At 32.5% G+C, this 25,194-nt stretch carries 29 protein-coding genes and 1 tRNA gene; 26 read left to right on the forward strand and 4 right to left on the reverse strand.

Annotation, left to right across the window (positions count from 1 at the left end):
• The 17 genes from minE (at position 1) to N4T77_RS16870 (ending at position 13,605) form a co-directional block, all read left to right on the forward strand.
• Positions 1 to 270 (forward strand): cell division topological specificity factor MinE, encoded by a 270-nt coding sequence (gene minE / locus N4T77_RS16790; RefSeq protein ID WP_261673004.1) that lies wholly within the window; start codon positions 1 to 3, stop codon positions 268 to 270.
• 83 nt (positions 271 to 353) lie between these two features.
• Complete coding sequence (rodA, locus tag N4T77_RS16795; RefSeq protein WP_261673005.1) at positions 354 to 1,472, forward strand: rod shape-determining protein RodA; 1,119 nt, start codon at positions 354 to 356, stop codon at positions 1,470 to 1,472.
• A 13-nt stretch (positions 1,473 to 1,485) separates the two neighbouring features.
• Entirely contained in the window at positions 1,486 to 1,866 is a 381-nt protein-coding gene (gene mgsA / locus N4T77_RS16800; RefSeq protein WP_261673006.1) for a methylglyoxal synthase, read from the forward strand.
• 176 nt (positions 1,867 to 2,042) lie between these two features.
• Positions 2,043 to 2,831, forward strand: a complete 789-nt coding sequence (locus N4T77_RS16805; protein WP_261673007.1) for a M23 family metallopeptidase — start codon at positions 2,043 to 2,045, stop codon at positions 2,829 to 2,831.
• Between the two features lie 17 nt (positions 2,832 to 2,848).
• Positions 2,849 to 3,703, forward strand: a complete 855-nt coding sequence (locus tag N4T77_RS16810; protein WP_261673008.1) for a M50 family metallopeptidase — start codon at positions 2,849 to 2,851, stop codon at positions 3,701 to 3,703.
• Positions 3,704 to 3,902: 199 nt separating this feature from the next.
• Positions 3,903 to 5,762 carry a TIGR03960 family B12-binding radical SAM protein gene (locus tag N4T77_RS16815; protein ID WP_261673009.1) on the forward strand — a complete coding sequence of 620 codons (1,860 nt, stop codon included), beginning with the start codon at positions 3,903 to 3,905 and terminating at the stop codon, positions 5,760 to 5,762.
• Entirely contained in the window at positions 5,731 to 6,447 is a 717-nt protein-coding gene (locus tag N4T77_RS16820; RefSeq protein WP_261673010.1) for a TIGR03936 family radical SAM-associated protein, read from the forward strand. The genes N4T77_RS16815 and N4T77_RS16820 overlap by 32 nt, the downstream gene beginning before the upstream one ends.
• Before the next feature lie 69 nt (positions 6,448 to 6,516).
• Positions 6,517 to 7,971 carry a ribonuclease E/G gene (locus tag N4T77_RS16825; protein ID WP_261673011.1) on the forward strand — a complete coding sequence of 485 codons (1,455 nt, stop codon included), beginning with the start codon at positions 6,517 to 6,519 and terminating at the stop codon, positions 7,969 to 7,971.
• Between the two features lie 155 nt (positions 7,972 to 8,126).
• A complete protein-coding gene (gene rplU / locus N4T77_RS16830; protein WP_261673012.1) occupies positions 8,127 to 8,441 on the forward strand; it encodes a 50S ribosomal protein L21 in 315 nt (104 codons plus the stop codon).
• A 2-nt stretch (positions 8,442 to 8,443) separates the two neighbouring features.
• Positions 8,444 to 8,770, forward strand: a complete 327-nt coding sequence (locus tag N4T77_RS16835; protein ID WP_261673013.1) for a ribosomal-processing cysteine protease Prp — start codon at positions 8,444 to 8,446, stop codon at positions 8,768 to 8,770.
• A gap of 3 nt (positions 8,771 to 8,773) precedes the next feature.
• The gene (rpmA, locus tag N4T77_RS16840) at positions 8,774 to 9,076 is read left to right on the forward strand and encodes a 50S ribosomal protein L27 (protein WP_261673014.1); all 303 of its coding nucleotides are present in this window, start codon (positions 8,774 to 8,776) and stop codon (positions 9,074 to 9,076) included.
• A gap of 81 nt (positions 9,077 to 9,157) precedes the next feature.
• Positions 9,158 to 10,432 (forward strand): GTPase ObgE, encoded by a 1,275-nt coding sequence (gene obgE / locus N4T77_RS16845; RefSeq protein WP_261673015.1) that lies wholly within the window; start codon positions 9,158 to 9,160, stop codon positions 10,430 to 10,432.
• Positions 10,433 to 10,449: 17 nt separating this feature from the next.
• The gene (gene yhbY / locus N4T77_RS16850) at positions 10,450 to 10,743 is read left to right on the forward strand and encodes a ribosome assembly RNA-binding protein YhbY (RefSeq protein WP_261673016.1); all 294 of its coding nucleotides are present in this window, start codon (positions 10,450 to 10,452) and stop codon (positions 10,741 to 10,743) included.
• A gap of 113 nt (positions 10,744 to 10,856) precedes the next feature.
• On the forward strand, positions 10,857 to 11,465 hold the full coding sequence (gene nadD / locus N4T77_RS16855) for a nicotinate-nucleotide adenylyltransferase (protein WP_261673017.1): 609 nt from the start codon (positions 10,857 to 10,859) through the stop codon (positions 11,463 to 11,465).
• 27 nt (positions 11,466 to 11,492) lie between these two features.
• On the forward strand, positions 11,493 to 12,065 hold the full coding sequence (yqeK, locus tag N4T77_RS16860) for a bis(5'-nucleosyl)-tetraphosphatase (symmetrical) YqeK (RefSeq protein ID WP_261673018.1): 573 nt from the start codon (positions 11,493 to 11,495) through the stop codon (positions 12,063 to 12,065).
• A gap of 152 nt (positions 12,066 to 12,217) precedes the next feature.
• Entirely contained in the window at positions 12,218 to 12,598 is a 381-nt protein-coding gene (locus tag N4T77_RS16865) for a RidA family protein (protein ID WP_261673019.1), read from the forward strand.
• Positions 12,599 to 12,705: 107 nt separating this feature from the next.
• The gene (locus N4T77_RS16870; RefSeq protein ID WP_261673020.1) at positions 12,706 to 13,605 is read left to right on the forward strand and encodes an RluA family pseudouridine synthase; all 900 of its coding nucleotides are present in this window, start codon (positions 12,706 to 12,708) and stop codon (positions 13,603 to 13,605) included.
• Positions 13,606 to 13,657: 52 nt separating this feature from the next.
• Here the strand turns inward: N4T77_RS16870 and N4T77_RS16875 are convergent, their stop codons facing one another.
• Positions 13,658 to 14,875 carry a D-alanyl-D-alanine carboxypeptidase family protein gene (locus N4T77_RS16875; protein ID WP_261673021.1) on the reverse strand — a complete coding sequence of 406 codons (1,218 nt, stop codon included), beginning with the start codon at positions 14,873 to 14,875 and terminating at the stop codon, positions 13,658 to 13,660.
• Positions 14,876 to 15,003: 128 nt separating this feature from the next.
• Between N4T77_RS16875 and N4T77_RS16880 the strand changes: the two genes are divergently transcribed.
• The 5 genes from N4T77_RS16880 (at position 15,004) to N4T77_RS16900 (ending at position 20,474) form a co-directional block, all read left to right on the forward strand.
• Positions 15,004 to 15,594, forward strand: a complete 591-nt coding sequence (locus N4T77_RS16880; RefSeq protein ID WP_261673022.1) for a helix-hairpin-helix domain-containing protein — start codon at positions 15,004 to 15,006, stop codon at positions 15,592 to 15,594.
• A gap of 70 nt (positions 15,595 to 15,664) precedes the next feature.
• The gene (gene selD, locus N4T77_RS16885) at positions 15,665 to 16,699 is read left to right on the forward strand and encodes a selenide, water dikinase SelD (RefSeq protein WP_261673023.1); all 1,035 of its coding nucleotides are present in this window, start codon (positions 15,665 to 15,667) and stop codon (positions 16,697 to 16,699) included.
• 199 nt (positions 16,700 to 16,898) lie between these two features.
• The gene (selA, locus tag N4T77_RS16890) at positions 16,899 to 18,281 is read left to right on the forward strand and encodes an L-seryl-tRNA(Sec) selenium transferase (RefSeq protein ID WP_261673024.1); all 1,383 of its coding nucleotides are present in this window, start codon (positions 16,899 to 16,901) and stop codon (positions 18,279 to 18,281) included.
• 44 nt (positions 18,282 to 18,325) lie between these two features.
• Positions 18,326 to 20,233, forward strand: coding sequence for a selenocysteine-specific translation elongation factor (gene selB, locus N4T77_RS16895; RefSeq protein ID WP_261673025.1), 1,908 nt, complete (start codon positions 18,326 to 18,328; stop codon positions 20,231 to 20,233).
• Between the two features lie 144 nt (positions 20,234 to 20,377).
• Positions 20,378 to 20,474 (forward strand) — tRNA-Sec (locus N4T77_RS16900).
• Positions 20,475 to 20,582: 108 nt separating this feature from the next.
• Here the strand turns inward: N4T77_RS16900 and N4T77_RS16905 are convergent.
• The 3 genes from N4T77_RS16905 to N4T77_RS16915 all read right to left on the reverse strand — a co-directional run bounded on the left by N4T77_RS16905 (position 20,583) and on the right by N4T77_RS16915 (position 22,715).
• Positions 20,583 to 21,707, reverse strand: a complete 1,125-nt coding sequence (locus N4T77_RS16905; protein ID WP_261673026.1) for a site-specific integrase — start codon at positions 21,705 to 21,707, stop codon at positions 20,583 to 20,585.
• 177 nt (positions 21,708 to 21,884) lie between these two features.
• Positions 21,885 to 22,346 (reverse strand): ImmA/IrrE family metallo-endopeptidase, encoded by a 462-nt coding sequence (locus N4T77_RS16910; protein ID WP_261673027.1) that lies wholly within the window; start codon positions 22,344 to 22,346, stop codon positions 21,885 to 21,887.
• A gap of 21 nt (positions 22,347 to 22,367) precedes the next feature.
• Entirely contained in the window at positions 22,368 to 22,715 is a 348-nt protein-coding gene (locus N4T77_RS16915; RefSeq protein WP_261673028.1) for a helix-turn-helix domain-containing protein, read from the reverse strand.
• A gap of 218 nt (positions 22,716 to 22,933) precedes the next feature.
• On the opposite strand from N4T77_RS16915, the gene N4T77_RS16920 reads away from it, so the two are divergent.
• The 4 genes from N4T77_RS16920 (at position 22,934) to N4T77_RS16935 (ending at position 25,183) form a co-directional block, all read left to right on the forward strand.
• On the forward strand, positions 22,934 to 23,128 hold the full coding sequence (locus tag N4T77_RS16920) for a helix-turn-helix domain-containing protein (RefSeq protein WP_261673029.1): 195 nt from the start codon (positions 22,934 to 22,936) through the stop codon (positions 23,126 to 23,128).
• A gap of 86 nt (positions 23,129 to 23,214) precedes the next feature.
• The gene (locus tag N4T77_RS16925) at positions 23,215 to 23,481 is read left to right on the forward strand and encodes a hypothetical protein (RefSeq protein WP_261673030.1); all 267 of its coding nucleotides are present in this window, start codon (positions 23,215 to 23,217) and stop codon (positions 23,479 to 23,481) included.
• Between the two features lie 199 nt (positions 23,482 to 23,680).
• A complete protein-coding gene (locus N4T77_RS16930) occupies positions 23,681 to 24,769 on the forward strand; it encodes a hypothetical protein (RefSeq protein ID WP_261673031.1) in 1,089 nt (362 codons plus the stop codon).
• On the forward strand, positions 24,770 to 25,183 hold the full coding sequence (locus N4T77_RS16935) for a hypothetical protein (RefSeq protein WP_261673032.1): 414 nt from the start codon (positions 24,770 to 24,772) through the stop codon (positions 25,181 to 25,183).
• Positions 25,184 to 25,194: the final 11 nt, after the last annotated feature.

The following is a 25,194-nucleotide window of genomic DNA, read 5'->3' on the forward strand; positions in this document are numbered from 1 at the left end:
ATGGACTTGTTTAAGATGTTTTCTTCAAAGCCTTCTCCTAAGAATATGGCTAAAGAAAGATTAAAACTTATTTTAATACATGACAGAGCAATGCTTTCTCCAGAATTATTAGAGTCTATAAAAGAAGATATACTTACAGTTCTTTCAAAATATGTTGAAATAGATAACGGAGAAATAGAAGTAAGAATGACCCCTCTAGAAGAAATTGAAGGAGATTCGCCGGCGTTAATTGCTAGCATTCCGATAAAAAGGATGAAGACAAATAGGTAAGGGCTTGTAGGCTATGTATAATTTGTACATAGCATTTTTTTTTCTATATGATATAATCATATTTGTAGTGGAGGGATTAGGATATGCTTGAAAAGTTCAAGATTAGTAGAAAGCTTTTAAGAGAATTAGATTTTACAATTATTGCTACTATAGTGATTATAGTAGTCTTTGGTGCATTAAATATATATAGTGCTACAAACATGAAGTTTGGTATTTACTATTTAAAAGCTCAGCTCATTTGGCTGGCAGCTGGCTTGGTTTTAACTTATATAATCTTAATATTTGATTATTCTATTATCCAGGGGTACGCTGATATAATTTATTGGCTGGGGATATTTTTACTTATACTAAACGATACTATATTTAAATCTACTGTCAATGGAGCTTCATCCTGGATGAAGATTGGGTCCTTTTCCATGCAGCCTTCTGAATTTGCTAAGCTAGGTATGATAATAATGCTGGCAAAGGAATTAAGCAAGATGGAAGGAAAAATAAACGATTTAAGAAACTTTGTTAAGTTAGCAGGATATGCAGCCTTGCCAATGCTCCTGATAGTAATTCAGCCAGATATGGGAATGACAATGGTTTGTTTCTTTATAGTACTTGGAATATTTTTTGCTGCAGGACTGGATTTAAAGATAATAGGCGGAGGAATATTAGGTTTAGTAACATTAATAGCTATAGTGTGGAATTCGCCGCTTATGGAGGATTATTGGAAGGTAAGGTTAACCTCTTTCTTGAACCCATCTGCAGATGAATTAGGTTCTGGTCTACAGCTTATACAGTCACAAATTGGGATAGGCTCTGGTGGAATTCTAGGTAAGGGGTTTTTAAAGGGAACACAAATTGCCGGTGGTTTTATACCAGAATCTCATACTGATTTTATATTTTCAGTTGTAGGAGAAGAGTGGGGGCTTGTTGGTGCTATTGCCTTATTGTTTTTATATGGAATAGTTATATATAAGCTAATAAATATAGCTAAGAATTCTAAGGACATCTTTGGTTCTGTTATATGTGTAGGAGTTATATCTACCTTGTTATTTTCTGTACTGCAGAATATAGGAATGACTATTGGAATAATGCCTATAACCGGTATAACATTACCTTATATGAGCTATGGAGGTAGTTCTATGTTGACAAGTTTTATGAGTTTAGGGCTTGTCTTGAATATAGGAATGAGGAAAAAGAAAATTAATTTTTAGGGGGCGATTGGCCATGAGAGTTGCTTTTATCGCACATGATAAAAAGAAGGACGATATGATAGACTTTGTGAAGAGATATAAGGATATCTTTGCAGAGCATCAATTGTTCGCAACAGGCACTACAGGAAAGCTTTTAGCTGAAATTGTAGGTATGAATGTACACAGATTTCTTTCAGGACCGCTAGGTGGTGATCAGCAGATAGGTGCTAAGGTAGCTCAAGGGGAGTTAGATTTTGTAATATTCCTTAGAGACCCGTTAACTTCTCAGCCACATGAGCCGGATATTTCTGCATTATTAAGAATATGTGATGTTCATTGTGTACCTCTTGCAACTAATTTAGGAACTGCTGAAGTTTTTCTAAAGGCTTTTAAAAGTCACCAAGAACGAGGTTAAAACATTAAATAAAATATAGTTATGTACAGGCTCTAACATATATGTTAGAGCCTTTGTGCTCTACTTTTAGTTTAATATTTAAAGTCATAAATGAAGAATTTTTAAATATATATATATCATACTAGAGAAAATTTATATATAAGAGTAAACAAACTGAAAGTTGGAGGGTAGGTTTTATGGGGCATTATAATTCAGAGTATGAAGATTATTATAGTTCTTTAAAGAGAAAAAGTGGAGCAAGATATTCGCCTTATTATAATAATGGAACCGCTTTTAGCAGAAGAGTAAAGGAGAAGGGGAATTTTTGGGTTAGAAGGCTTACAACAGATTTAATAGGAGTTCTTATACTTTTTATTATTATAATGGGATGTAAACTAGTAGTTACTCCTCAGACCCAAGGCATTTATAATTATTCCAAAAGTGTATTGAATCAGAACTATGATTATAAGCTTCTAAAAGAAAAGAGTGAAACCATCAATCTTAGTAATGTACAGGAAAAAATACTGAATGGCATTGGTGAGCTTAGAAGCAAGATTACTGGAAAGGAAACTATAACTGATAAAATTAAAAAAAATTTTATTTTGCCAATAGAAGGAACAGAGACTTCAGTTTTTGGATATAGGACTGACCCAGTTACTAAAGAAGAAAAGTTTCATGAGGGGGTAGACATTGACGCTAAGGAAAATACGGCAGTAAGAGCAAGCTTCAATGGAAAGGTTAAAGCTTGTGGGGAAGATGAGCAGTTGGGAAAGTACATTATAATAGACCATGGAGATGGTATAGAAACTAAATATGCACATTTGAATGACATTCTTGTAAAAAAGGAAGATGCGGTTAAAAAAAGTCAGGTTATAGCCAAAAGTGGTAATACAGGCAAATCTACTGGACCGCATCTTCATTTTGAGCTTTTATATATGGGTGAGAACAAAAATCCTAAAGAATATTTTAATATAATTAAAAAATAATTTGTGGGAGTACTTCTGTGGTTAGAGTAAGTAAATATTTTATTCCTTATATAATATTTTTAATTATTATAGGCTATAAGGGTCAGCTTTTCTATTCATTTCTAATAGTAGTTTTGCATGAAATAGCTCACTATATTGCCGCAAGATACTATGGATTTTCAGGCTTTGATATAGAGTTTTTGGCTATAGGTGCAGCATTAAAATTCAGAGAATTAGACGAGGCTTCACCAAAGGAAGATTTAGTTATATCAATGGCTGGGCCAATGCTTAACATAGCTTTAGCTGTGATTTTTTATTTTTTATACAAAAACTTTAAACTAAGTGGATTCAATATATTCTTTCAAGGCAATTTAGCCATAGGTCTTTTTAACCTTATACCAGCTTTTCCTTTAGATGGAGGGAGAATACTAAGAGATTTACTAAATTTTAAAACAACCTTTAAAAAAGCAAATAAGATAATGATAAACATCGGAATCTTAATGGGAGCTATCCTTATGTTTATTTATATTTTATTGTTTCTCAGAGAAAGTAATAATTTTAATGTAGGAATAATAGGTTTATTTATAATAGTGTCATCACTAAGAGAGAAGGAAAGGATATCATATATAATTATGGGAGATATTATAAAAAAGAAATATAAATTTATAAAAAATGGATATATTGAAAATAAGAACACTTCTGTATACTATAAAAATGATATGTTAAGTTTAATGAGTATATTTGATAAGAATAAGTATAATATTTTTACTATCTTAGATGAAGAAATGAAGGTTATGGATATAATCTATGAAGAAGAGGTTGTAAATACACTTAAAGTTTATGGAAACATAACTATAGAAGAATTTATTAAGAATGAAGAGGAAAGAAAATAATTTACATTTTTAATTTATAAGTTATTATGTTAGAATATAAACAGAATTCTTGGCTTTAAGTGGGGGAAGCCCACCTGAAGGTTAGAAGTCGTTATCCAGGGACGTAGCCGCTCTTTGCTCCCATCTTGAGAAAGATGGGAGCAAAGAGCGGGTAGTCATCGGGTAAAAATATGATAGGATACACAAGAGGAGGATTTTGATGAACAAAGTTACTGATGATATATTGTTTAAGGTAGAAAAGCCTGCCCGTTATATAGGTGGAGAAATTAATTCTTATAATAAAGATAAAAATAAAGTGGATATTAGATATGCTTTCTGTTTTCCTGATGTCTATGAAGTCGGAATGTCTCATTTAGGTACAAGAATTCTTTATTATGTTCTAAATCAGAGAGAGGATACCTTTTGTGAGAGAGTTTTTGCACCATGGCCTGATATGGAAAAGTTAATGAGAGAAAATAATGTGCCTTTATATGGTTTAGAGAGTAAGGATTCCATTGGAAATTTTGATTTTATAGGTTTTACGCTTCAATATGAGATGAGTTATACAAATATATTGAACATGCTTAACTTAGCAGGTGTACCTATAAGAGCTTCTGAGAGAGGGGAAAATGACCCTATAATCATGTGCGGAGGTCCTTGTGCTTATAATCCTGAGCCTCTTTATGATATAGCAGACTTTTTTGCTATAGGTGAAGGCGAAGAGCAGATGAATGAAATTATGGATCTTTATAAGAAGTATAAAGGTAAGGGAAAGAAAAAGGAATTTTTAAGAGAATTGTCTCATATGCAGGGTATTTATGTGCCATCCCTTTATAACGTAGAATATAAGGAAGATGGAACTATTAAAGAATTCAAGCCTTTATATGAAGATGTGCCAGAAAAGGTTACAAAGAGGATAATAAAGAACTTTAATGAGGTAGTTTATCCGGATAAGCTTATTGTTCCATATACAGAAATAGTTCATGATAGAATAGTTTTAGAAACCTTTAGAGGATGTACTAGGGGATGCAGATTTTGCCAGGCTGGTATAATATATAGACCTGTTAGAGAAAAGAAAACAGATAAGATATTAGAGATGGCCGAGGAGTTAATAAAAAGTACTGGATATTCTGAAGTTTCATTAACATCACTAAGTATATGTGACTACTCGGACTTGAAGAACTTAATATATAAGCTAATGGAAAAGCATGAGAAGGACAAAGTAGGGGTTTCTCTTCCATCATTAAGAATAGACTCTTTCTCTGTAGATTTAATAAATCAAATACAGAAGGTTAGAAAAACTGGATTAACCTTTGCACCAGAGGCTGGAACTCAAAGAATGAGAGATGTTATAAACAAGGGCGTAACAGAAGAGAACCTAATGGAATCTGCAAGAAATGCATTTGAATCAGGATGGTCTACTATTAAATTATACTTTATGATTGGTCTTCCTTATGAAACCATGGAAGATGTAATTGGTATAGCAGATTTAGCGGAAAAAGTTGTAGATCAATATTTCCAGGTTCCGAAGAATGTGAGAAAGAAAGGTTTAAAGGTTACAGTAAGTACTTCTATTTTTGTACCTAAACCATTTACTCCATTCCAATGGATACCTCAGATAAAAATGGAAGATGTAAGAGAAGAGATAAAAGCGTTAAGGGGAGCGATAAAGAGCAGAAGTATTAATTACAACTGGCATGAAACTCCTGTAAGTTATCTAGAAGCTGTATTTGCTAGAGGAGACAGAAGGCTTTGTGATGTACTTGTTAAAGCTTTTGAAAAAGGTGCTAAGTTTGATGGTTGGTCAGAATACTTTAATTTTGACATATGGATGGAAGCCTTACAGGAAAGTGGTGTAGACGGAGATTTCTATTCCTATAGAGAAAGAAGTTATGATGAAATACTTCCATGGGACTTTATAGATGTAGGTGTATCTAAGGAATTTTTAATAAGAGAAAATGAGAGAGCGAAGAAAGCGGATATAACTCCAGATTGCAGATTAGGCTGTGAAAAATGTGGAGTAAATGTTAAGTTAGAAGGGAAGTGCTTTGAAGGTGCATTATTTAATCAAGTTCAGTAAAGAAAGTGACATAAAATTTGTGGCTCATCTAGACCTTATGAGAACAATACAAAGAATGATGAAAAGGTCAGGCCTTCCTGTAGAATATTCTAAAGGATTTAATCCACATATAAATTTATCCCTAGCCCAACCACTAGCTGTAGGTGTATACTCATCTGGTGATTATATGGATGCATACTTTGAAGAAGAAATAGATGAAAATATAATAATTGAAAAGTTAAATGAAAGTGCTCCTATGGGAATAAAAGTTTTAGAGGCTAAAAAAATAATAGATGAGCAAAATAAAAAAGTATTTAAGTCTATGGCAGCAATTGATGCTGCAAAGTATAGAATAAAACTTAAATATAATGAAGTAAGTTATCTAAAAGAAGATATAGAAAAATTGTTAAATAGCAATGAATGGGTTATTTTAAAGAAAAGCAAAAGTGGTGAAGGCGAAGTAAATATTAAGCCTATGGTTAAAGAGTTTAACTATACTACTACGGATAATATCTTAACTGTTAATACTGTAGTTGCTTGCGGCAGCAGAGAGAATTTATCTGCGGAACTTCTAGCTAAGTTTATTCAGGAAAATACTAGAGAAGCAAATAAAGAAGCCTTTGTTAATATAAAAAGAGAAGAGATGTATGCAAAGGTAGGAAAAAAATTAGTTCCGCTTTATAAATATGCAGAAATGATCAGATAGTAAGTTTAGAAATGGGAATGTAGGGATTTTCTATCATTCCCATTTCCTATTTAAAAGGGTGGTGACATAATGAGAGAGATATTCATAGAAAGGCAAAAGGAACTGCTAAGAATTGCTATTAAAGAAAAGGATAAACTTAAGGAATGTCTTATAGAAGAGGAAACAGGAGAACCATATCCCGGTGAGATATATAAGGGAATTGTAAAGAATATTGTACCAGCTATAAAGTCTGCTTTTATAGATATAGGGCATAAAAAGAACGTATATATGTACTTAGATAATAAGTTCAAAAACACTAATATTAAAAAGGGAGAGGAACTACTGCTTCAGGTGATCAAAGAAGACCTAGGAAGTAAAGGTGCAAAGGTTACTAATGCTATAAGTATTCCAGGAAGATATTGCGTTTTACTTACCCTAAGCAAAGATATAAGTTTTTCGAAAAAAATAGATGATAAGGCTCAAAAAGAATTTATCAGCAGCAATATAAGAAAGCCTAAGGATATAGGTATTATGGTAAGAACAAATGCTGTAAATGTTTCTATAGATATCATAAATCAAGAAATAGATAGCCTCTATAGTTTGTACCTAGAAATGCGTAATAAGGGGTCCTATTCTATAAAGCCTGGCCTTTTGTTTGATGCAGGAGGTATTCTTGGAAGAGTATTGAGAGATAGAATAAACGAAACTAATAATAAAATATATGTAGACACAGAAGAAGATTACAACTATGTAAAAAAGTTTTCGGAGGGCATACCAGATATAAAAGTAAATATAAAGCTGCATGAGGAAGCTAGAAGCCTTTTTAACTACTATGGTATTGAAAGAGAAATACTAAGTTTAAGAAACAATAAGGTGGTTCTAAATTGCGGTGGGTACATAGTTATAGATAAGACAGAGGCTATGTATGTTGTAGATGTTAACTCAGGAAAAAACGTTAAAAGTAATTCCATTGAAAAAACAACTTATATCACAAATTATCAGGCAGCAGAAGAAATAGTAAGGCAAATAAGGCTAAGAAATCTAAGTGGTATTATAGTAATAGACTTTATAGATATGGATAATGATGAAAACAAAGAAAAAGTAATGGAAAAATTAAAAAAAGGTTTTGAAGATGATAAAAATAAAACTATAATATACCCTTTTACAGAATTAAACTTAATTCAGATTGCCCGAAGAAGATCAGGAAAGTCTATATATGAATACATAGAGGAAAATTGTGAATGTTGCTCTGGAAGAGGGAAAAGAATGAAATTATCCTATATAGCTATGCTTATAAGAAACGAAATAATAAGGATAGATGAACAAAGGGATATAAAGAATATACATATAGAAATTGATGAGTCCTATAAAAAAGACATAGAAGGGGATATACTTAGTTTTATTACCAATATAGACTCACTAGATAAGACAATATATATCACCTATGTAAATAACGAAAACTTTAAAGTAGAGCCCCTTATTTTTATTAATCAAATAGAAAATTTGCAGAATTTTAAGGTTTATCCTATAAGTAGCAAGAGTTAAAATCAATGGATAAAAAATACTTTACAAACCTATGCATATATGATAGAATGGCTTTTGTAGACCGCACAGAAGAGGTTATTAAATCATAACAATAAATTTTATATTTATCTTTATGTACCTTGGATGGCGAGACCGTATAGAGGAGGTGTATTTTAATGTACGCAGTTGTAGTTACTGGAGGAAAGCAATACAGAGTTACAGAAGGAGACGTAGTATACGTTGAAAAACTTAACGCTGAAGTAGATTCAACAGTTGAACTTGACAATGTTCTTGTAGTAAGCAAGGATAATGGAGAGGTAGTTGTTGGAAAGCCTGTAGTTGAAGGAGCTAAAGTTACAGCTAAGGTTCTATCTCAAGGAAAGAATAAGAAAGTTATAGTTTTCAAGTACAAGAGAAAGAAAGACTACAGAAGAAAGCAAGGACACAGACAACCTTACACTAAGCTTCAAATTGAAACAATTAATGCATAGTTATGGTCGATGTAGTTTTTAGCAAGAAGGCCTGTGGCCTAGTTTCTGTTAGTCTGAAAGGACATGCGGAGTCAGTAGATGAAGGATACGATTTGGTATGCAGTGCTGTTTCTGCCATATCTCAGACTATGTTAATTGGCATACTTGAGGTTTTAAAATTTCAAGTTGATTATTCTATAGATGATGGATTTTTAAGTTTTTCACTAGAAAACTTATCACATAAGAATATAAAAGATTGTCAGGTACTTATGGAGACTATGTTACTTGGTTTGAAAAGTGTAGAAACAAGTTACGGTGAATATATAAATGTAAAGGTAGAGGAGGTGTAGTACATGTTAGTTATGAACCTTCAGTTATTTGCTCACAAAAAAGGGGTAGGTAGCTCAAGAAACGGTAGAGACAGTGAATCTAAAAGACTTGGAACTAAATGTGCTGATGGTCAATTTGTTTTAGCTGGAAACATACTAGTTAGACAAAGAGGAACAAGAATACATCCAGGAAATAACGTTGGAAAAGGCTCAGACGATACTCTTTTCGCTAAGATTGACGGAGTAGTTAAATACGAAAGAGTAGGAAGAGACAAGAAAAAAGCTAGCGTATACCCAGTTGATGTAGAACAAGTAGTAGCAGAATAATAATAAAAGCACCCTGATGAAGGGTGCTTTTTTAAAACCTAAAAATATGGGTAAAATATTTAAAAAAAGGAGGGAAATATTATGTTTGTAGATACAGCCAAAATATTTGTTAAATCTGGAGATGGTGGAAATGGATCTATTTCTTTTAGAAGAGAAAAGTACATACCACTAGGTGGTCCTGATGGAGGAGATGGAGGAAGAGGTGGAGATGTAGTCTTAGTAGCAGATCCTAATATGACTACACTTTTAGACTTTTCATATAAAAGAAAATATAAGGCAGAAGCAGGCGGTAACGGAGCTGGATCAAAATGCTTTGGTAAGGATGGAGAAACGCTATATATAAAGGTTCCAATGGGAACTGTAGTTAGAGATGTAGAAACAAATAAAATTATGACAGATTTAGCTCATCCAGGAGATACATATGTAATCGCAAAGGGTGGAAAAGGCGGAAAAGGAAACACAAGATTTACTACACCAACAAGACAGGCACCTGACTTTGCTGAGCCTGGAATGCCTGGTGAGGAAAGATGGATATATTTAGAACTTAAGGTATTGGCAGATGTAGGATTATTAGGTTTCCCTAATGTAGGTAAATCAACCTTGCTTTCAGTAGTATCCAAAGCAAAGCCTAAAATAGCTAACTATCATTTTACAACTTTAAATCCTAACCTTGGAGTGGTAGCTTTGCCGGGAATACAAAGCTTTGTAATTGCTGATATACCAGGTATAATAGAAGGTGCAGCAGAAGGAGTAGGTCTTGGATTAAAGTTTTTAAGACATATAGAAAGAACTAGGGTTTTAATTCATGTAGTTGATATATCCGGGCTAGAAGGAAGAGATCCTTTCGAAGATTTCATGAAAATAAATGAAGAGCTTAAGAAGTATAGTGTAAAGCTTTCGGATAGACCTCAAATAATTGCTGCAAACAAGAGTGATATGCTTTATGATGAATCTGTTTTTGAGGAATTTAAGAAAAAGGTTGGAGAGCTTGGCTACAATAAAGTAATTAAGATATCTGCAGCTACAAGACATGGTGTAGAAGACCTAATGAAGGAAGCTGCTAGAATGTTAAGTGAAATACCAGTTACAGACATAGAAATAAGTGAAGAAGAAAGATACGTACCAGAAGAAAAGAGCTTCACTTATGCTATAAGAAAAGAAGATGGTATATACATTGTAGAAGGAAGCTTTGTTGATAGATTGTTAGCCAGCGTAAATGTAAATGATCCAGACGCTTTAAGATATTTCCATAAGGTACTTAAAAATAAAGGGGTTCTTCAAGAACTTAGAGATATGGGAATTGAGGATGGAGATGTAGTAAGACTTAATGATTTTGAATTTGAATATTTATTATAATTTGGAGGGTAATTTATATGATTACGAGTAAACAGAGAAGTTATTTAAGGTCTCTTGCAAACACAATGAGCCCTATATTTCAGATAGGTAAGGAAGGCATAGAAGAAAACTTTATTAAGCAAGTAGATAGTGCCTTAGAAGCAAGAGAATTAATAAAAATATCAGTACTAAATAATAGCGATTATGGTGCAAGGGAAGCTTCAGATGAGCTTTGCCAAGAGTTAGGCTGCGAAGGAGTTCAGTCTATAGGTAGTAAAATTGTACTTTATAGAAAATCTAAGAAAAATCCTAAAATAGAACTACCAAAGTAAAATTAATAGTTATTAGTTAATAATTAAGAAGATTTTCCTCATGCTTTTGGAACAGTAAAAACAAAATCTTAATTATTAGCTCTTAACTTATTAACTAAAAAGGTGGGATAGGTATGATTAAAAAAGCTATTTTTGGTGGCACCTTTGATCCTATTCATAATGGCCATTTACATATTGCCTATGAGGCGCTTTATAAGCTAGAATTAGAAAAAATTATATTCATGCCATCAGGAACACCGCCTCATAAGCTTGGAAAAGATATAACTAATTCTTATTTTAGGTATGAAATGGTGAAGATAGCTACTAGGGGAGAAAAATGTTTCCAGGTAAGTGATTATGAGATGAATAAATCTAGTTTAAGCTATACTTATCAAACATTAAAATATTTTAATACCATTGAAAAGAATACAGAATGGTACTTTTTAACTGGTGTTGATTGTCTTATGGATATTGAAAAGTGGAAAAATACTGAAGAAATTTTTCAGCTTTGTAAACTAATTGTTTTCAATAGACCTGGCTATACTATAAGGAATATACAGGAACAAAAAGATAAACTGGAGAAGAAGTACCTTAACAAAATCTACTTTTTAGATATTCCTTTGCTAGATATATCTTCTACAGATATAAGAAATAAAATAGTAGAAGGAAAAAATGTAAGTTATCTTTTACCTGAAAATGTTTATAATATTATTAAGGAACTCAATCTTTATAAAAAGAGTTAACTATTTATTGTTTTGGAGTGATTAGGGATGTGGAGCGAGGAACAAATAAAAAATTATTTAAAACAAAATCTTAGAACTAAAAGATATGAGCATGTACTAGGAGTAAGAGATACTGCTATTAAACTTGCAGAGCACTACAAGGAAGATACTGAAAAGGCAAGATTTGCAGCACTTATACATGATTGTGCGAAAAATATGAGTGATGATCAGATTATTTCAATAGTTAAAAAACATAAAATAGAAATTGATGACATAAGTAAAATTAGTCCACAACTGCTTCATGGAACAGTGGCGGCTATAATGGCGAAGGAAGATATGGGAATTAAGGATGAAGACGTATTAAATGCTGTAACTTATCATACTACAGGAAGAAAAAATATGAGCCTTCTTGAGAAGATAATATATATAGCAGACTATATAGAACCATCTAGAAATTTTCAAGGTGTAGAGGAATTAAGAAAGGCTGCTTTTGAAGACTTAGATAAGGCTTTATTAAAGGCTTTTGATAATACTATAAAGTTTGTTGTTGAAAGAGGGCAGCTTTTGCATATAAATACAATAGAAGGACGAAATCACTTGCTTTCAAAAAATCGCCGATAGTAATTGAAAACTAGAAAAAGATAATTTAATATTAAGAATATAGAATTAATTTAACATAACACCAAAAATTTTGGTATAATGGTATTGCTGAAAAATTTTATTAAAAAGTGGTAAATCGTTTACCGCTTGAATATGTAGGAGGGTTTTAAACTATGGAAAAGCAAATAATAAGCACAGCAAAAGCACCAGCAGCACTTGGACCTTATTCACAAGCTGTTAAGGTTGGAAACTTTGTATTTACATCAGGTCAAATTCCACTAGATCCAGCTACAGGAGAATTAGTTTCAGGAGATGTTAAGAAAGCTGCTGAAAGATCATTAGAAAACATAAAGGCAATACTTGAAGAGGCAGGTACATCTTTAGATAAAGTTGTAAAAACAACTGTATTTGTAAAAGATATGGGTGACTTTGCTGCAGTTAACGAAGTTTATGCAAAATACTTTGACAAAGATATGCCAGCAAGATCATGTGTACAGGTAATTCTTCCAAAAGATGCTTTAGTTGAAATAGAAGTAATAGCATTAGCTGAGTAATAGAACATATATAAAAGAGTGAACTGATAAAAGGTTCACTCTTTTATATAGGATAAATATAACAGGGTATATCACTGTTATAAGATTATTTATAGAGGGAGTAGACTATGGAAAACAAACTTGTATTTAAAGTTGAAAAGCACCAAGATGGAAAAAAGCTCAGAGAATATTTAAAGCTTGAAAAAAATCTTTCTAGTAGACTTATAAAAGGTGCTGCTATGGGAAAGAGAATTACTGTAAACGGCAATGTGGTTAAACTCAATTATGTAGTTAAAGAAAATGATGAAGTTGCCTTTGATTTAGTCAAGGAGGAAAGCCAAAATATTGAACCGGAAAAGATTGATATAAAAGTAGTTTATGAAGATAAGGATTTAATAGTAGTAAATAAACAGCCAGGAATTGTAGTTCATCCAACAAAAAGTTATCCTACAGGAACCTTAGCTAATGGGTTATTATATTACTTTAAAGAAAAAGGTGAAAATTGCATAGTAAGACTGGTAAGTAGATTAGATATGGATACCTCAGGACTAATTATAATTGCTAAGAACCAATTTTCACATATGGCGTTAGCAAGAGAAATGAGTAAAGAAAGCTTTGAGAAAAGTTATCTAGCGGTGGTACATGGCAATTTAACGGAAAAGGAAGGCACTATCAATCTCCCTATCTACAGAACTGGTGGAGATAGCATAAAGAGAATAGTTGATGAGAGAGGACAGGAGAGCATAACTCACTTCAAGGTTGTAGAGAGTTTTAATGGTGGGGATTTAGTGAAGCTAACATTGGAAACTGGTAGAACTCATCAGATAAGGGTACATTTAACCCATTTAGGTCACCCGCTGTATGGAGATTCCTTATACGGCATAGATGATGATAAGGAATATATTGAAAGGCAAGCTTTGCATGCTTATAGACTTAAGTTTCCTCATCCTAGAACAGGAGAAAATATAGAATTAGAAACATCTATTCCTGAAGATATGGAAAAACTAATAGAAAAAATAAAGAGATGATGACTTATTGACAATAAGGTCATCATCTCTTTATTTTATATTCAGCTAGATGTTATCTTCTAGAGTTCAACTTTCTTACGAAAAATAGGAGAGCAAGTACAGCAACTATGGATGCTGGAACTACATATTTGGTTTTTAAGTAGTTTTTATTTAAAACATTATCCTGAAAGACTTGTTTTAATTCATGATCATTGCCACTCATTAGCTTTAATGTACCAATATTTTTATTATTGTAAGTAATTGATGCATCTGCTATGGTCTCACCCTTTTTAAAATATTTGTTCCCTAGGCTTTTATCATTTAAAGTGCACTTAGGAATACCAGTACTGTCTTTTTCTTGAATATAATAAAAGTCTGAGGCAGCTAGTAGTGGAATTGTTAAACCTTCACTAGCATAATTGGTAATGAAATCTCCTTTTTTAAATAAAGGAGTAAGTTTAAAATTATTAAATCCATAATTAAATAAAGATACTGCATCAGGGAAAAATGTCTTATTGTTGTCATGAACTAAAGCTACTATAAGTTTTTGGTCGCCTCTTGATGCTACTGAAACATAGGAGTGCTGAGATTGAACGGTGTAGCCAGTTTTTCCTCCTTGGCAGCCTTCGTAATAATACATAGAAGACTTTTGTACTAATTTATTTTCATTCCATAGAGGTCTTTCAGCGGAAGATTTGTTTGTAGGAGCTATCTTGTAAGAACTGGTAGTTGCAATCTTAGTGTATTCAGGATTTTTTGACAACTCTCTCATTATAAGTGCCAAATCTTTTGCGGAAGTTTTATGTTTATCATGAAATAAACCACTAGGATTAATAAAATTAGTATTTTTAGCACCAAGTTCTAGAGCCCTTTTATTCATTTCTACTGCGAAATTATCTACGGAACCACTTATTTTTTCAGCTAGTGCCTCAGCACAGTCGTTGCCAGAGGCAAGGAGCAGTCCATAAAGAAGATCTCTTACCTTTATTTCTTCATCCTCGAAAAGATATATTTTACTTCCATCAGCTAATGGTGGTTTCTTTCCAACCTTCACAGTATCATCTAAATCTAATCTTTCCAAAGTTAAAAGAGCAGTCATAAGTTTTGTTGTAGAAGCTGGTGGGTAAGCAGTATCAGGATTTTTAGCATATAAGAGCTCACCAGTTAAAGCATCCATTAAAACTACACTGTCTGCAGAAACAGAAGGTGGATCTTCCTTTCCATAAACTGTATATGTAATACTTGAAAGCATAATTGTAAACGATATTATAAACATTGTTAATTTTCTCATTTTAGCCTCCTAAAGCGATACTAATCCTAATTATATCAAAAAACTTTCGTTTTTGCGACAGAATTTTAATAAAGCTGTCAATAATTTAAGTTATAAGCAAGAAAACCATGATTTATTGGAGGATAATAATGAGAGATAAGAAAAAAGTTATAGGTTCTATTGTTATTTTCACTATATTTTCACTTTTTTTAGTATTAGGATATTTTTTATCAAGACCTTATAAAGAGGTAGATACTAAGGAAGTATTTAATGAAACCACAGTGGTAGAAAGTAAGGAGAGTAATATAACAGTGTATATAAATGGAGAAGTTAAAAATCCAGGAGTATATAAGCTTAAAAATGATAGTAGGGTAGAAGATTTGGTTAAAATCGCTGGAGGTTTTAACTCAGAGTCAGATAAAGATAAATTAAACTTAGCTAAAAAGCTAAAAGATGAGGATTATGTATATGTAGATAGAAAAAATCAAATAAAAGACTCTCAGACAGCTTCACAAAGTACTATTAATAAAGGAACAGGGCAAAATAGCAAAGTAGACATTAATACTGCAACTAAGGAGGAGTTGAAAACTATACCAGGCATAGGTGATGTTACTGCACAAAAAATATTAGACTATAGAGAGAAGAATGGCAGATTTTCCTCTATCGAAGATTTAAAAAATATAGATAGAATTGGAGATAAAACTGTAGAAAACATGAAAGACAAAATAGATGTTAGATAGTTTCATTGTTTAAAAATTTAGTAAAGTATTATATAATAAAAATTGAAAAATTTCGACTGGAGGTGTCGTTATGACAGAGAAAAAACTTACTGAGTTATCAAGAACAGCTGGATGAGCCGCTAAAATAGGGCCGGGAACCCTTTCAAAGATATTAAGTAAATTACCTAAGATGGAAGATAAAAATTTAATAGTTGGAATAGAAACTTCTGATGATGCAGCAGTGTATAAATTAAATGATGAACTTGCTGTTATACAAACTTTAGACTTTTTCACGCCAGTAGTAGATGATCCATATCACTTTGGTCAAATTGCTGCAGCAAATTCTCTAAGTGATGTTTATGCTATGGGTGGTAAACCAACAGTAGCTTTAAATATAGTATGTTTTCCATCTTGCTTATCTATTGATGTTTTAGGAGAAATATTAAGAGGTGGAGCAGATAAAGTAATAGAAGCAGGTGCAGTAGTTATTGGAGGGCACACTGTAGATGACGATGAGCCTAAATATGGTCTATCAGTTATGGGCACTATTCATCCAGACAAAGTGCTTAAAAACTATGGTTCTAGAGTAGGAGACATAGCTATAGTAACTAAGCCTTTAGGCAGTGGAATTGTAAACACTGCAATAAAAGGAGGAGCAGCGTCTAAAGAGGCGTATAATGAAGTAATTAAGGTTATGTCTACGCTAAACAAATATGCTGGTGAAATTATTGTTAAATATGATGTTACTGCATGTACAGATATAACAGGATTTGGACTTATGGGTCACGGATATGAAATGGCCTCAGCTTCAAAAGTTACATTAAGATTATTTGCAGATAGAATTCCTTATATAGAAGAAGCAAAGGAATATGCTAAAATGGGTCTTGTTCCTGGAGGAGCTTATAGAAATAAAGAATATCTTTCTGGAAAATATGAATTTGTAGATACTCCAGAATGGATGCAGGATATTCTATTTGATCCACAAACTTCAGGAGGACTTTTAATTACCTGCTCAAAGGAAGAAGGAGAAAAGATTATGTCTGAACTTGCTAAACTTGATATGCCTTCAGCTGTAGTAGGAGAAATAGTTGAGCAGCAGGGAGAAAAGTGTATTGTAGTAGAGTAAGTAATGGATAAGATTAAATTAGACACTAAAGAACAAATAGTAAAAGTAGTAATTATAGTATGTCGGGGAGTTAGTTAATAAGAATCAGGAACACTAGGCATAGGTTGGGATGAAACAGAAAGTATTTTTCTGCTGTGAGGATTTATTTATATCCTCATTCCCAATTCCTCATTCCCAATTTTAAACAGGGGGTAATAATATGGAAAAGAAGCAATTACTAAGAAAGCTTCCTAAAATAGATGAGCTTTTAAAAGAAGAAGCAGTAAAAATCAAACTTGAAAGTACAATGAGAACTATGGTCATAGATTCATTAAGACAATCAATAGATAACTACAGAGAGCTTATTTTAAAAGATTCCATAGAAGATTTTACAAAGGAAAACATATTAGAAACTTTTATGGAAATACTTGAGGAAAACAGTGCATCAAAACTTAGAAAAGTAATAAATGCAACAGGAGTTGTTATACATACCAACTTAGGAAGATCCCTTTTAGCTAAGAAGGCCTTAGAGAATGTTATAACTATTGCAGATAGCTATAATAACCTTGAATACGATTTAAAAAAGGGTCAAAGAGGTTCAAGGTACAGCCATGTGGAGGAACTAATTAAAAAGGTAACTGGTGCTGAGGCAGCTATGGTTGTAAATAACAATGCAGCAGCAGTAATGCTTGCCCTAAACACCTTATGTAAGGATAAGGAAGCTATAGTATCACGTGGACAATTAGTTGAAATAGGAGGGTCTTTTAGAGTACCGGATGTTATGTCTTTTAGCGGTGCAAAACTTATAGAAGTAGGAACAACTAACAGAACTCATCTTTATGATTACGAAAATAATATAAGTGAAAACACAGGAGTATTATTAAAGGTTCATACTTCTAACTTTAAAATTCTTGGTTTTACAGAAGAAGTATCCGTAGAAGAGTTAGTAGAGCTTGGAAGAAGCAAAGGGATTCCTTTTATAGAAGACATAGGTAGTGGAACTCTAGTAGATTTTTCAAAATACGGTTTTACTTATGAGCCAACAGTTCAGGAAAGTATTAGAAAAGGCGTAGATGTGATAACCTTTAGCGGAGATAAAATGCTAGGAGGACCACAAGCAGGTATAATAGTAGGTAAAAAAGAGTACATAGATAAAATGAAGAAAAATCAGCTTACAAGAGCACTAAGAATAGATAAGATGACTCTTGCAGCACTTGAGGGAACTCTTAAATATTACCTAGAGGAGAAAGAGGCTGTAGAAAATATCCCTACCTTACATATGATATTAAGTGATAAAGATTTACATAAAAGAAGAGCACAGAAGCTTAAGAGAAAGCTTCAAAGCAAGGTTAGCGGCTTTGATTTTACTATTGAAGAGGACTATTCTATGGTTGGAGGAGGATCTATGCCAGCAGAAAAGATTCCAACCTATGTAATAAAGGTTAAAAATAGTAGATTTTCTCCACAGGACTTAGAGAAAAAGCTTAGAGGAAATAAAGTATCTATAATCATAAGGGTGTCCAATGATGAAGTTATCATGGATTTAAGAACCTTATTTGATGAGGATTTTGATACTATTGTAAATGCCTTTGTTAACTTATAAAGCATTACTAATAGGTTAAGATGGAGAAAGAGTAGGTGATAACTATGAAGCATATTATAATAGGGACTGCAGGGCATATAGACCATGGAAAAACTACCCTTATAAAAGCTTTAACAGGAAGAGAGACTGATACCTTAAAGGAAGAACAACAGAGAGGAATATCTATAAATCTTGGCTTTACTTTCTTTGATTTACCCTCTGGCAGAAGAGCTGGGATTATAGATGTACCAGGCCACGAGAAGTTTGTTAAAAACATGTTAGCTGGGGTAAGTAGTGTGGATATAGTTCTTCTAGTAATTGCTGCAGACGAAGGAATAATGCCTCAAACTAGAGAACACTTTGAAATACTTCAGCTTCTAAATGTTAAGAAGGGTATAATTGTGCTTACAAAGGCTGATTTAGTAGATGAAGACTGGCTTCAAATGATAAAAGAGGATATCAGAAATGAATTTAAAGATACCTTCATGAAAGAAGCTCCTATTCATCCTGTTTCTTCAAAAACAAGGGTTGGCTTAGATGACTTGATAAAGGAAATAGATAAGCTTACAGAAGAAGTAGAAGCTAAGGATACTCATGGACACTTTAGACTTCCTGTAGATAGGGTTTTCTCTGTAAGTGGTTTTGGAACTATAGTAACTGGAACAGTAATAAGTGGTTCTATTAAAGAAGGCCAAACAGTAGAACTTTATCCTTCAAAGATTGTATCTAAAGTAAGAGGAATTCATGTACATGATCAACCGGTAAAGATAGCAGAAGCAGGGCAGAGATGTGCTGTGAATATAGCTAATATTAAAGTTAGCGATATAGATAGAGGAGATGTAGTTTCAGTAGAAAATATAATGGAACCCTCTCTTATGATCGATTGTAACCTTTATTATCTAAAGAGTGCTCCAAGGCCATTAGAAAATAGACAAAGAGTAAGACTTTATCATGGCACTAGTGAGATTTTATGTAGAGTGGTAATACTTGATAAAGAGGAAATAAAACCAGGAGAAGAGGGTTATGTGCAACTGAGATTAGAAAAGCCGCTAACTGCTCAGCGAAACGATAGATTTGTAATAAGAAGCTATTCTCCAATGTACACTATAGGGGGAGGTTCTATAATAGAGCCTTTAGCAGAGAAAGCCAAAAGATTTAATGAAAAATACATTGAAGAATTAAAAATAAAAGAAAGCGGTAAAACAGAGAGTATCTTAGAAAATACTATTAAGAACCTTAGTGATAGTTATCCAAAAGCTTCTGATATACTTAAGGCCTTGGGAAAAAATGAACAGAATATAGAGGAAAAGCTTAACATTCTAATAGAGGAAAATAAAGTAATAAAGTTAGATAATGGAGATAAAGCAATATACATTCATAAAGGATTTTTAGAAGAAAAAGTGGAGCAAATGCTAGACACATTAAATAAATTCCACGAAACTAATCCTTTAAAATGGGGAATATCTAAAGAAGAAATAAAGAATAGAGTCTTCGGAAAGAATATAAAACAAAAAATATATGATGAGCTACTAGATTTACTTGTAGAAGAGAATAAAATAAACCTGCATGGCAATTTTGTATCTGTGGTAGGCTTTACTATAAGGTATAGCAAAGAACAAAAACTAATAAGAGATTACATTATAAAAGAATTTAAAAAGGCAAAATTTTCACCGCCTAGATATGTAGATTTAGAAGGAAGTCAACAGGATAAAAAAGCCTTTAAAATGGTATTCGATTCAATTGTAGATGAAGGAATGTTAGTAAAGGTATCAGAGGATTGTTACCTATTACTAGAAGATTACAACAAGGCAAAGGAATTGGTGGTAGAGTTCATAAAGAGTAATGAAAGTATCACTTTAGCACAATTGAGAGATCAGCTAGACACAAGCAGAAAATATGCCATGGCTGTAATTGAACATTTTGACAACATAAAATTGACAAAAAGATTAGAGGATAAGAGAATTCTTTACTAAAGTATAATTTTTCTAAGTAATTTACTATTTGATTTAAGTATTACTAAATTTTATATGGTCTATCAGAAAATGATATATATATTCTGTCTAAAAATGTTGACATAATCAATTGCATACTTTATAATACAAGATGTAATTGATTATGGGAGTAGATAGGTGCTGGTGTGCCTGCCGGTCTTCAAAACCGAGTTGCCGTGCTAAGACCACGACGGGTGAGTTCGATTCTCACATATTCCCGCCAAAGTGATATCAAGGCTTTGAGAGAATTTTATAATTCTTTCAAAGTCTTTTTTATTTTGTCTAAAAGACCTTTGACCGCCATTTGACCGCATAAAAAAAGAGCTTATTTCTAAGCCCTTTTTTCAAATACATCATTTATTTTGCTAACAGCTTCTTTCTGCATATTTGGAAGGACATGAGAATAAGTATCTAAGGTTATACTTATATTTGAATGACCTAACCTTTCAGAAACTACTTTTGCATGCACTCCTTTAGATAACATAATAGTAGCATGCGTATGTCTTAGGTCGTGGAACCTAATTTTAGGAAATTTTAATTTTTTTACATTATCCCTAAATATGTCCGATATATAGTGAGGTCTAAATGGGGAGCCATTATCCCAAGCACATACAAAATCTTCATCTTTGTAATCTGGCCCCATATAAAGTTTAAGTGCCAGCTGTTTCTTCCTATGTTCCTTTAATTCTTTTACTGTCATATCCATCATGGCTATAGTCCTACGAGACTTATCTGTTTTAGGCTGCTTTAGTTCGTAACCATTTTCAACTCTTTGCATGTTATGAGTTATTGAGATAAATTCATTGTCAAAGTTAATATTGGACCATTTTAGTGCAGATATTTCTCCAGCTCTCATTCCAGTAGTTAATGCTAACATTACAGGAATAAAAGCATTCGTATTGCGTACACCATTCATAAATTTATTAGCTAGCTCAGGCTCCCAGACAGTCATCTGAGTTTTATTGGCTTTTGGAGCTGTCACATATTCCGTTGGATTAGTATTTATAATTTCCCAGTTTACAGCATGCTTTAATGCCTGGTGAAACATTCTATGAATTTTAAGTATAGTTCCACTTGATAGTTTACCAGAACTTAGCAACGTTGAATAAAATTTCTGTATATTTGCAGGCTTGATTTTATCAAGTATTAAGTTACCAATATGTTTTATAATATGATTGCAAAATTCTTTGTATCTTATAAAAGTAGAAGTTGCAACATTTACCTTGGCATAGGTTTCTAACCAGTAGTATAGGTAATCCTTTAGTGTCATTTTATCTGCTTCGAAGTACTCACCTTTTTCTATATCAGCTATTAAAATGGCCAGTGCTTTTTCTGCTTCTTTTTTGCCTTTAAAGCCACTCATAGATTTTTCTTTTCTTTTTCCTGTTAGCGGATCTTTGCCTAGATCAACTCTGATTTGATAAGTAGCTCCTCTTTTCCTAATTGACCCTCTCATAATTTAAAACTCCTCCTTAAATTCAAAAAATAAAAAACCCTGTACTTTTACGCACGGGTTTCGTGGAATTTTAAATTTCAGAAAAGTGGATTCGGGTTTCTGAAGTTAATATAACAAACGTATGTTTAATTGTCAATGGTAAGCTAGTCCAAATTTTTATATTTAATACGATTGGGTTTAAAACATTTTTAAGACCATAAGACTCGGTTCAAAATAAACTAAATAGGTATCTATTTCACAATACATGCCGTACTTTTCTTTATAATGGAGTATTGCTTCTTCTAAAAATTCTTCTGTTACATTTAAGTGTTCAGCTAATTCATATCTATTTCTAATACCTAAGTTGAAAGCATTTATCAGAGAAACAATGCCGACTAATTTTTCATATGCCCAGTTGCGAGCTATTTTCTCTTTCTTTACATTTGACACATCTGATTGGTCCAGTATATTCCCAAAGGTTTTGAAGTGATGACCTATTTCCTCTGCTAGGATACATCTCTTTTCAGCATCCGAAACTACTTTTTTATCTATAATTATTTTATTATTTTTATATAATCCCTTAAATCCATAGTTGAGGGGTTTTTCCTTAACCTTTAAGCCTATCTTTTCAGCCTCAACTAGCAAGTTATCATAATGCATATGTAATTCCCCCTCAGCTAATTAATCATCCTCATCATGAAATAAAAAGTCTATATATTTAGTAATTTCTTTTATTTTTTCAGGAGTCAGTTGTTTACCCTCCAGATGTGCTGCTATTGTATCAATTCCAGTATTTTTAGCGTCACTTTCTTTTGGAACTTCATTACTATCATCTTCTTTAAAAAATTCATCAATAGACACTCCTAGAGCATCTGCTATTTTTTGAAGAGTTTTTGTAGTAGGATTTTTATTTTCCTTATTTAAAATATCGCTTATTGTTGACTGGGCAACCCCAGATACTTTCCAAAGCTTATAAGCTGTTATACTTTTTTCTTCCATTATCTCAATTAACTTTCTTCTATTAAACATAATAAACCCCCACTCAATACTTCGTTATATCTAACTATATCATATCTTTAAATAATGATGTATGTCAAGATATTTAGAGATATTTAGAGAAAGAGAGAGTTAAGTTGTTTAAATACTTCATTTTAAAGATATATCGCAATTGTGTATACTTCTGTAAAAAGATATAATTAAAACATAAACAATACTTCTATAAAATGAAGTATATCGGAGGTGAAAAAATGACAGTCGGTGACAATATAAAACGCATTGCTGAGGAAAAAGGTTTAACTATGTACAGGATAGCTAAGCAAGGAGAAATCTCTAATTCTTATATTAGTGAAATAGTCAGCAACAAGCGTAAGAATCCATCAATTACCATCATCAAAAAGATAGCAAGTGTTTTAAATGTTACTATTGATGAATTAGTCAGCTAAATTAGTTTAACCAAAGTTAAAAAATTTAATATAGGGTTTCGTGGAAGTAGTAAAGGGTTTCTAAAAATAAATAGGAAGGTAATGATATGGAATTTAAACAAAACGTAGATTTAGAAAGAGTTTACCAAATATTTTTAGACAAGGCTAAAGTAGATGGCAATGAAGTAGTAATTAAAAGATTAGAGCCATCACGAAAAAACGGATGTGTTCATATACATGTTGTAGCAAAATATAATGACATTTTAACAGTGTATGATACTTTTTACTCAGCTGCTTTAGATGAAATAGTTGATTGTCATCCTATGTTTTTCGTTGAAAAAGACATAAGAGAACTTCTAAAACTTTTATCTTAATTCGTATTATAAAAGGCTAGTAAGCCTTTTATAAAAAACTGTTTCAAGCTAAAAAAGTAAATACTCCACACTTTATTATATTCACTTCAAATTAGAATATTACAACTTTATGGTAACAGCTCTAGTTAAAAACCATACTCCACTAGAGGCTAAGGAGATGTATAGGAAAGGTAAGTATATACAAAGGAGGTACAAACGTTTGAGTGACTTGAGAATAAACAATGAGTTTAAGAATTTAATTCCACCTTTAATGGCGGAAGAGAGAGAAGAGCTTGAAAGAAGCATATTAATGTTTGGCTGCAGAGATAAGATAGTAACCTGGAATGACACCATAATAGATGGGCATAACCGTTATGAAATTTGTACAAGAAACAATGTAAAGTTTGGAGTCTTAAAAATGGACTACGACTTCGAGAATGAGGAAGAAGTAAAGCAGTGGATTATTAAGAATCAGTTCGCTAGAAGGAATATATCTAGCTACCAAAGATCTGTTTTGGCATTACAACTTAAAGAGAGTATTGCTAAGAAGGCAAAAGAAAATCAAAAGTTATCTGATGGAAGACCTGAAAAAGGTTCGCAGAAATCTGCAAACCTTAATTCAGAGGAAAAAGAATTGGTTCATCAGAAGTCTGACAAAGCTATAAGAGGTATCATTTTCCAGAAATCTGCAGAACACATTAATGATACAAAAGAAGAGAAGCTGCAGCCTTTGCAGAAAACTTCGAAGCCTGAAAATGATAACTTAAAAGAGCCTATAGAAGTGATAGAAGGACAAGTCGACATTGATGAATGTATAGAACTTAATTTAAGTAAAGATAACTCAGAACTAAAGCCGATAGACACTAGAGAAGAAATAGCTAAAATAGCAGGGGTATCCCATGACACTATTCACAAGGTGGAAACTATAGAAAAGGAAGCTCCAGAAGCAGTAAGAGAGGCAGCAAAAGAAAATGTTATAAGCATAAATAAAGCCTATAAGATTACTAAGGAAGTTAAGGACCTTGAGGAAGAAGAGAAGGAAAATAAGGCAGAGGAGCTTCTAAATAAACAATATCTAGAAAAGGCTAAGCAGATAGATAAGGAAAAGAAAATAGCAGATAAGATAGCTGATGTCATATACGGGATATTAACAACAACTGTGGATGAAGAAAGAATAGGATGCTACCTAGAGTATTCTCCAAAGGAACCTTTAGAAAAGCATATTGCTAGATGTGATGAGGCCATAACTAAGTTACAGGAGATTAAAAGCATCTTTGAAAATATGAAAAAAATTAAGGTGGTGAAATAGATGGCACTTGATAAAAGGATTAAGGAAAAAATTAATTCACTAATGGAGGACACACCTAACATAACAGTGGACGAGTTGGTGAACATAGTTAAGGAGTATGCACCCAAACCTGATGTTCAAAAACTTATTGAGCAAGAATACAGAAGGATGGCACAAAGGATAATAGCGTCATATAAAGATGAAAATGGAGTTAGAGACTGTTTTTCGGTCAGGTCAGAGGAGGACAGGCTGTATGTCAATATATCTCACACTAAAAATAAAGATGATTTGCAAAAGGTAAGGAAGCAGCTCTCTAAAAAATACAGAGGATTAAATAAGTCACTTAAAAAAATCGACACAAGAGAGCAGATTTTAAATGGACAAATAGAAATGAAAGAAATAACAGAGAACCCTGGAATAGAAAAAGTGACATAAGGGAGGGAGCT

The sequence above is a fragment of the Clostridium sp. CX1 genome, from assembly GCF_025398335.1.
GTDB classification, from domain to species: Bacteria; Bacillota; Clostridia; order Clostridiales; family Clostridiaceae; genus Clostridium_AM; species Clostridium_AM tanneri.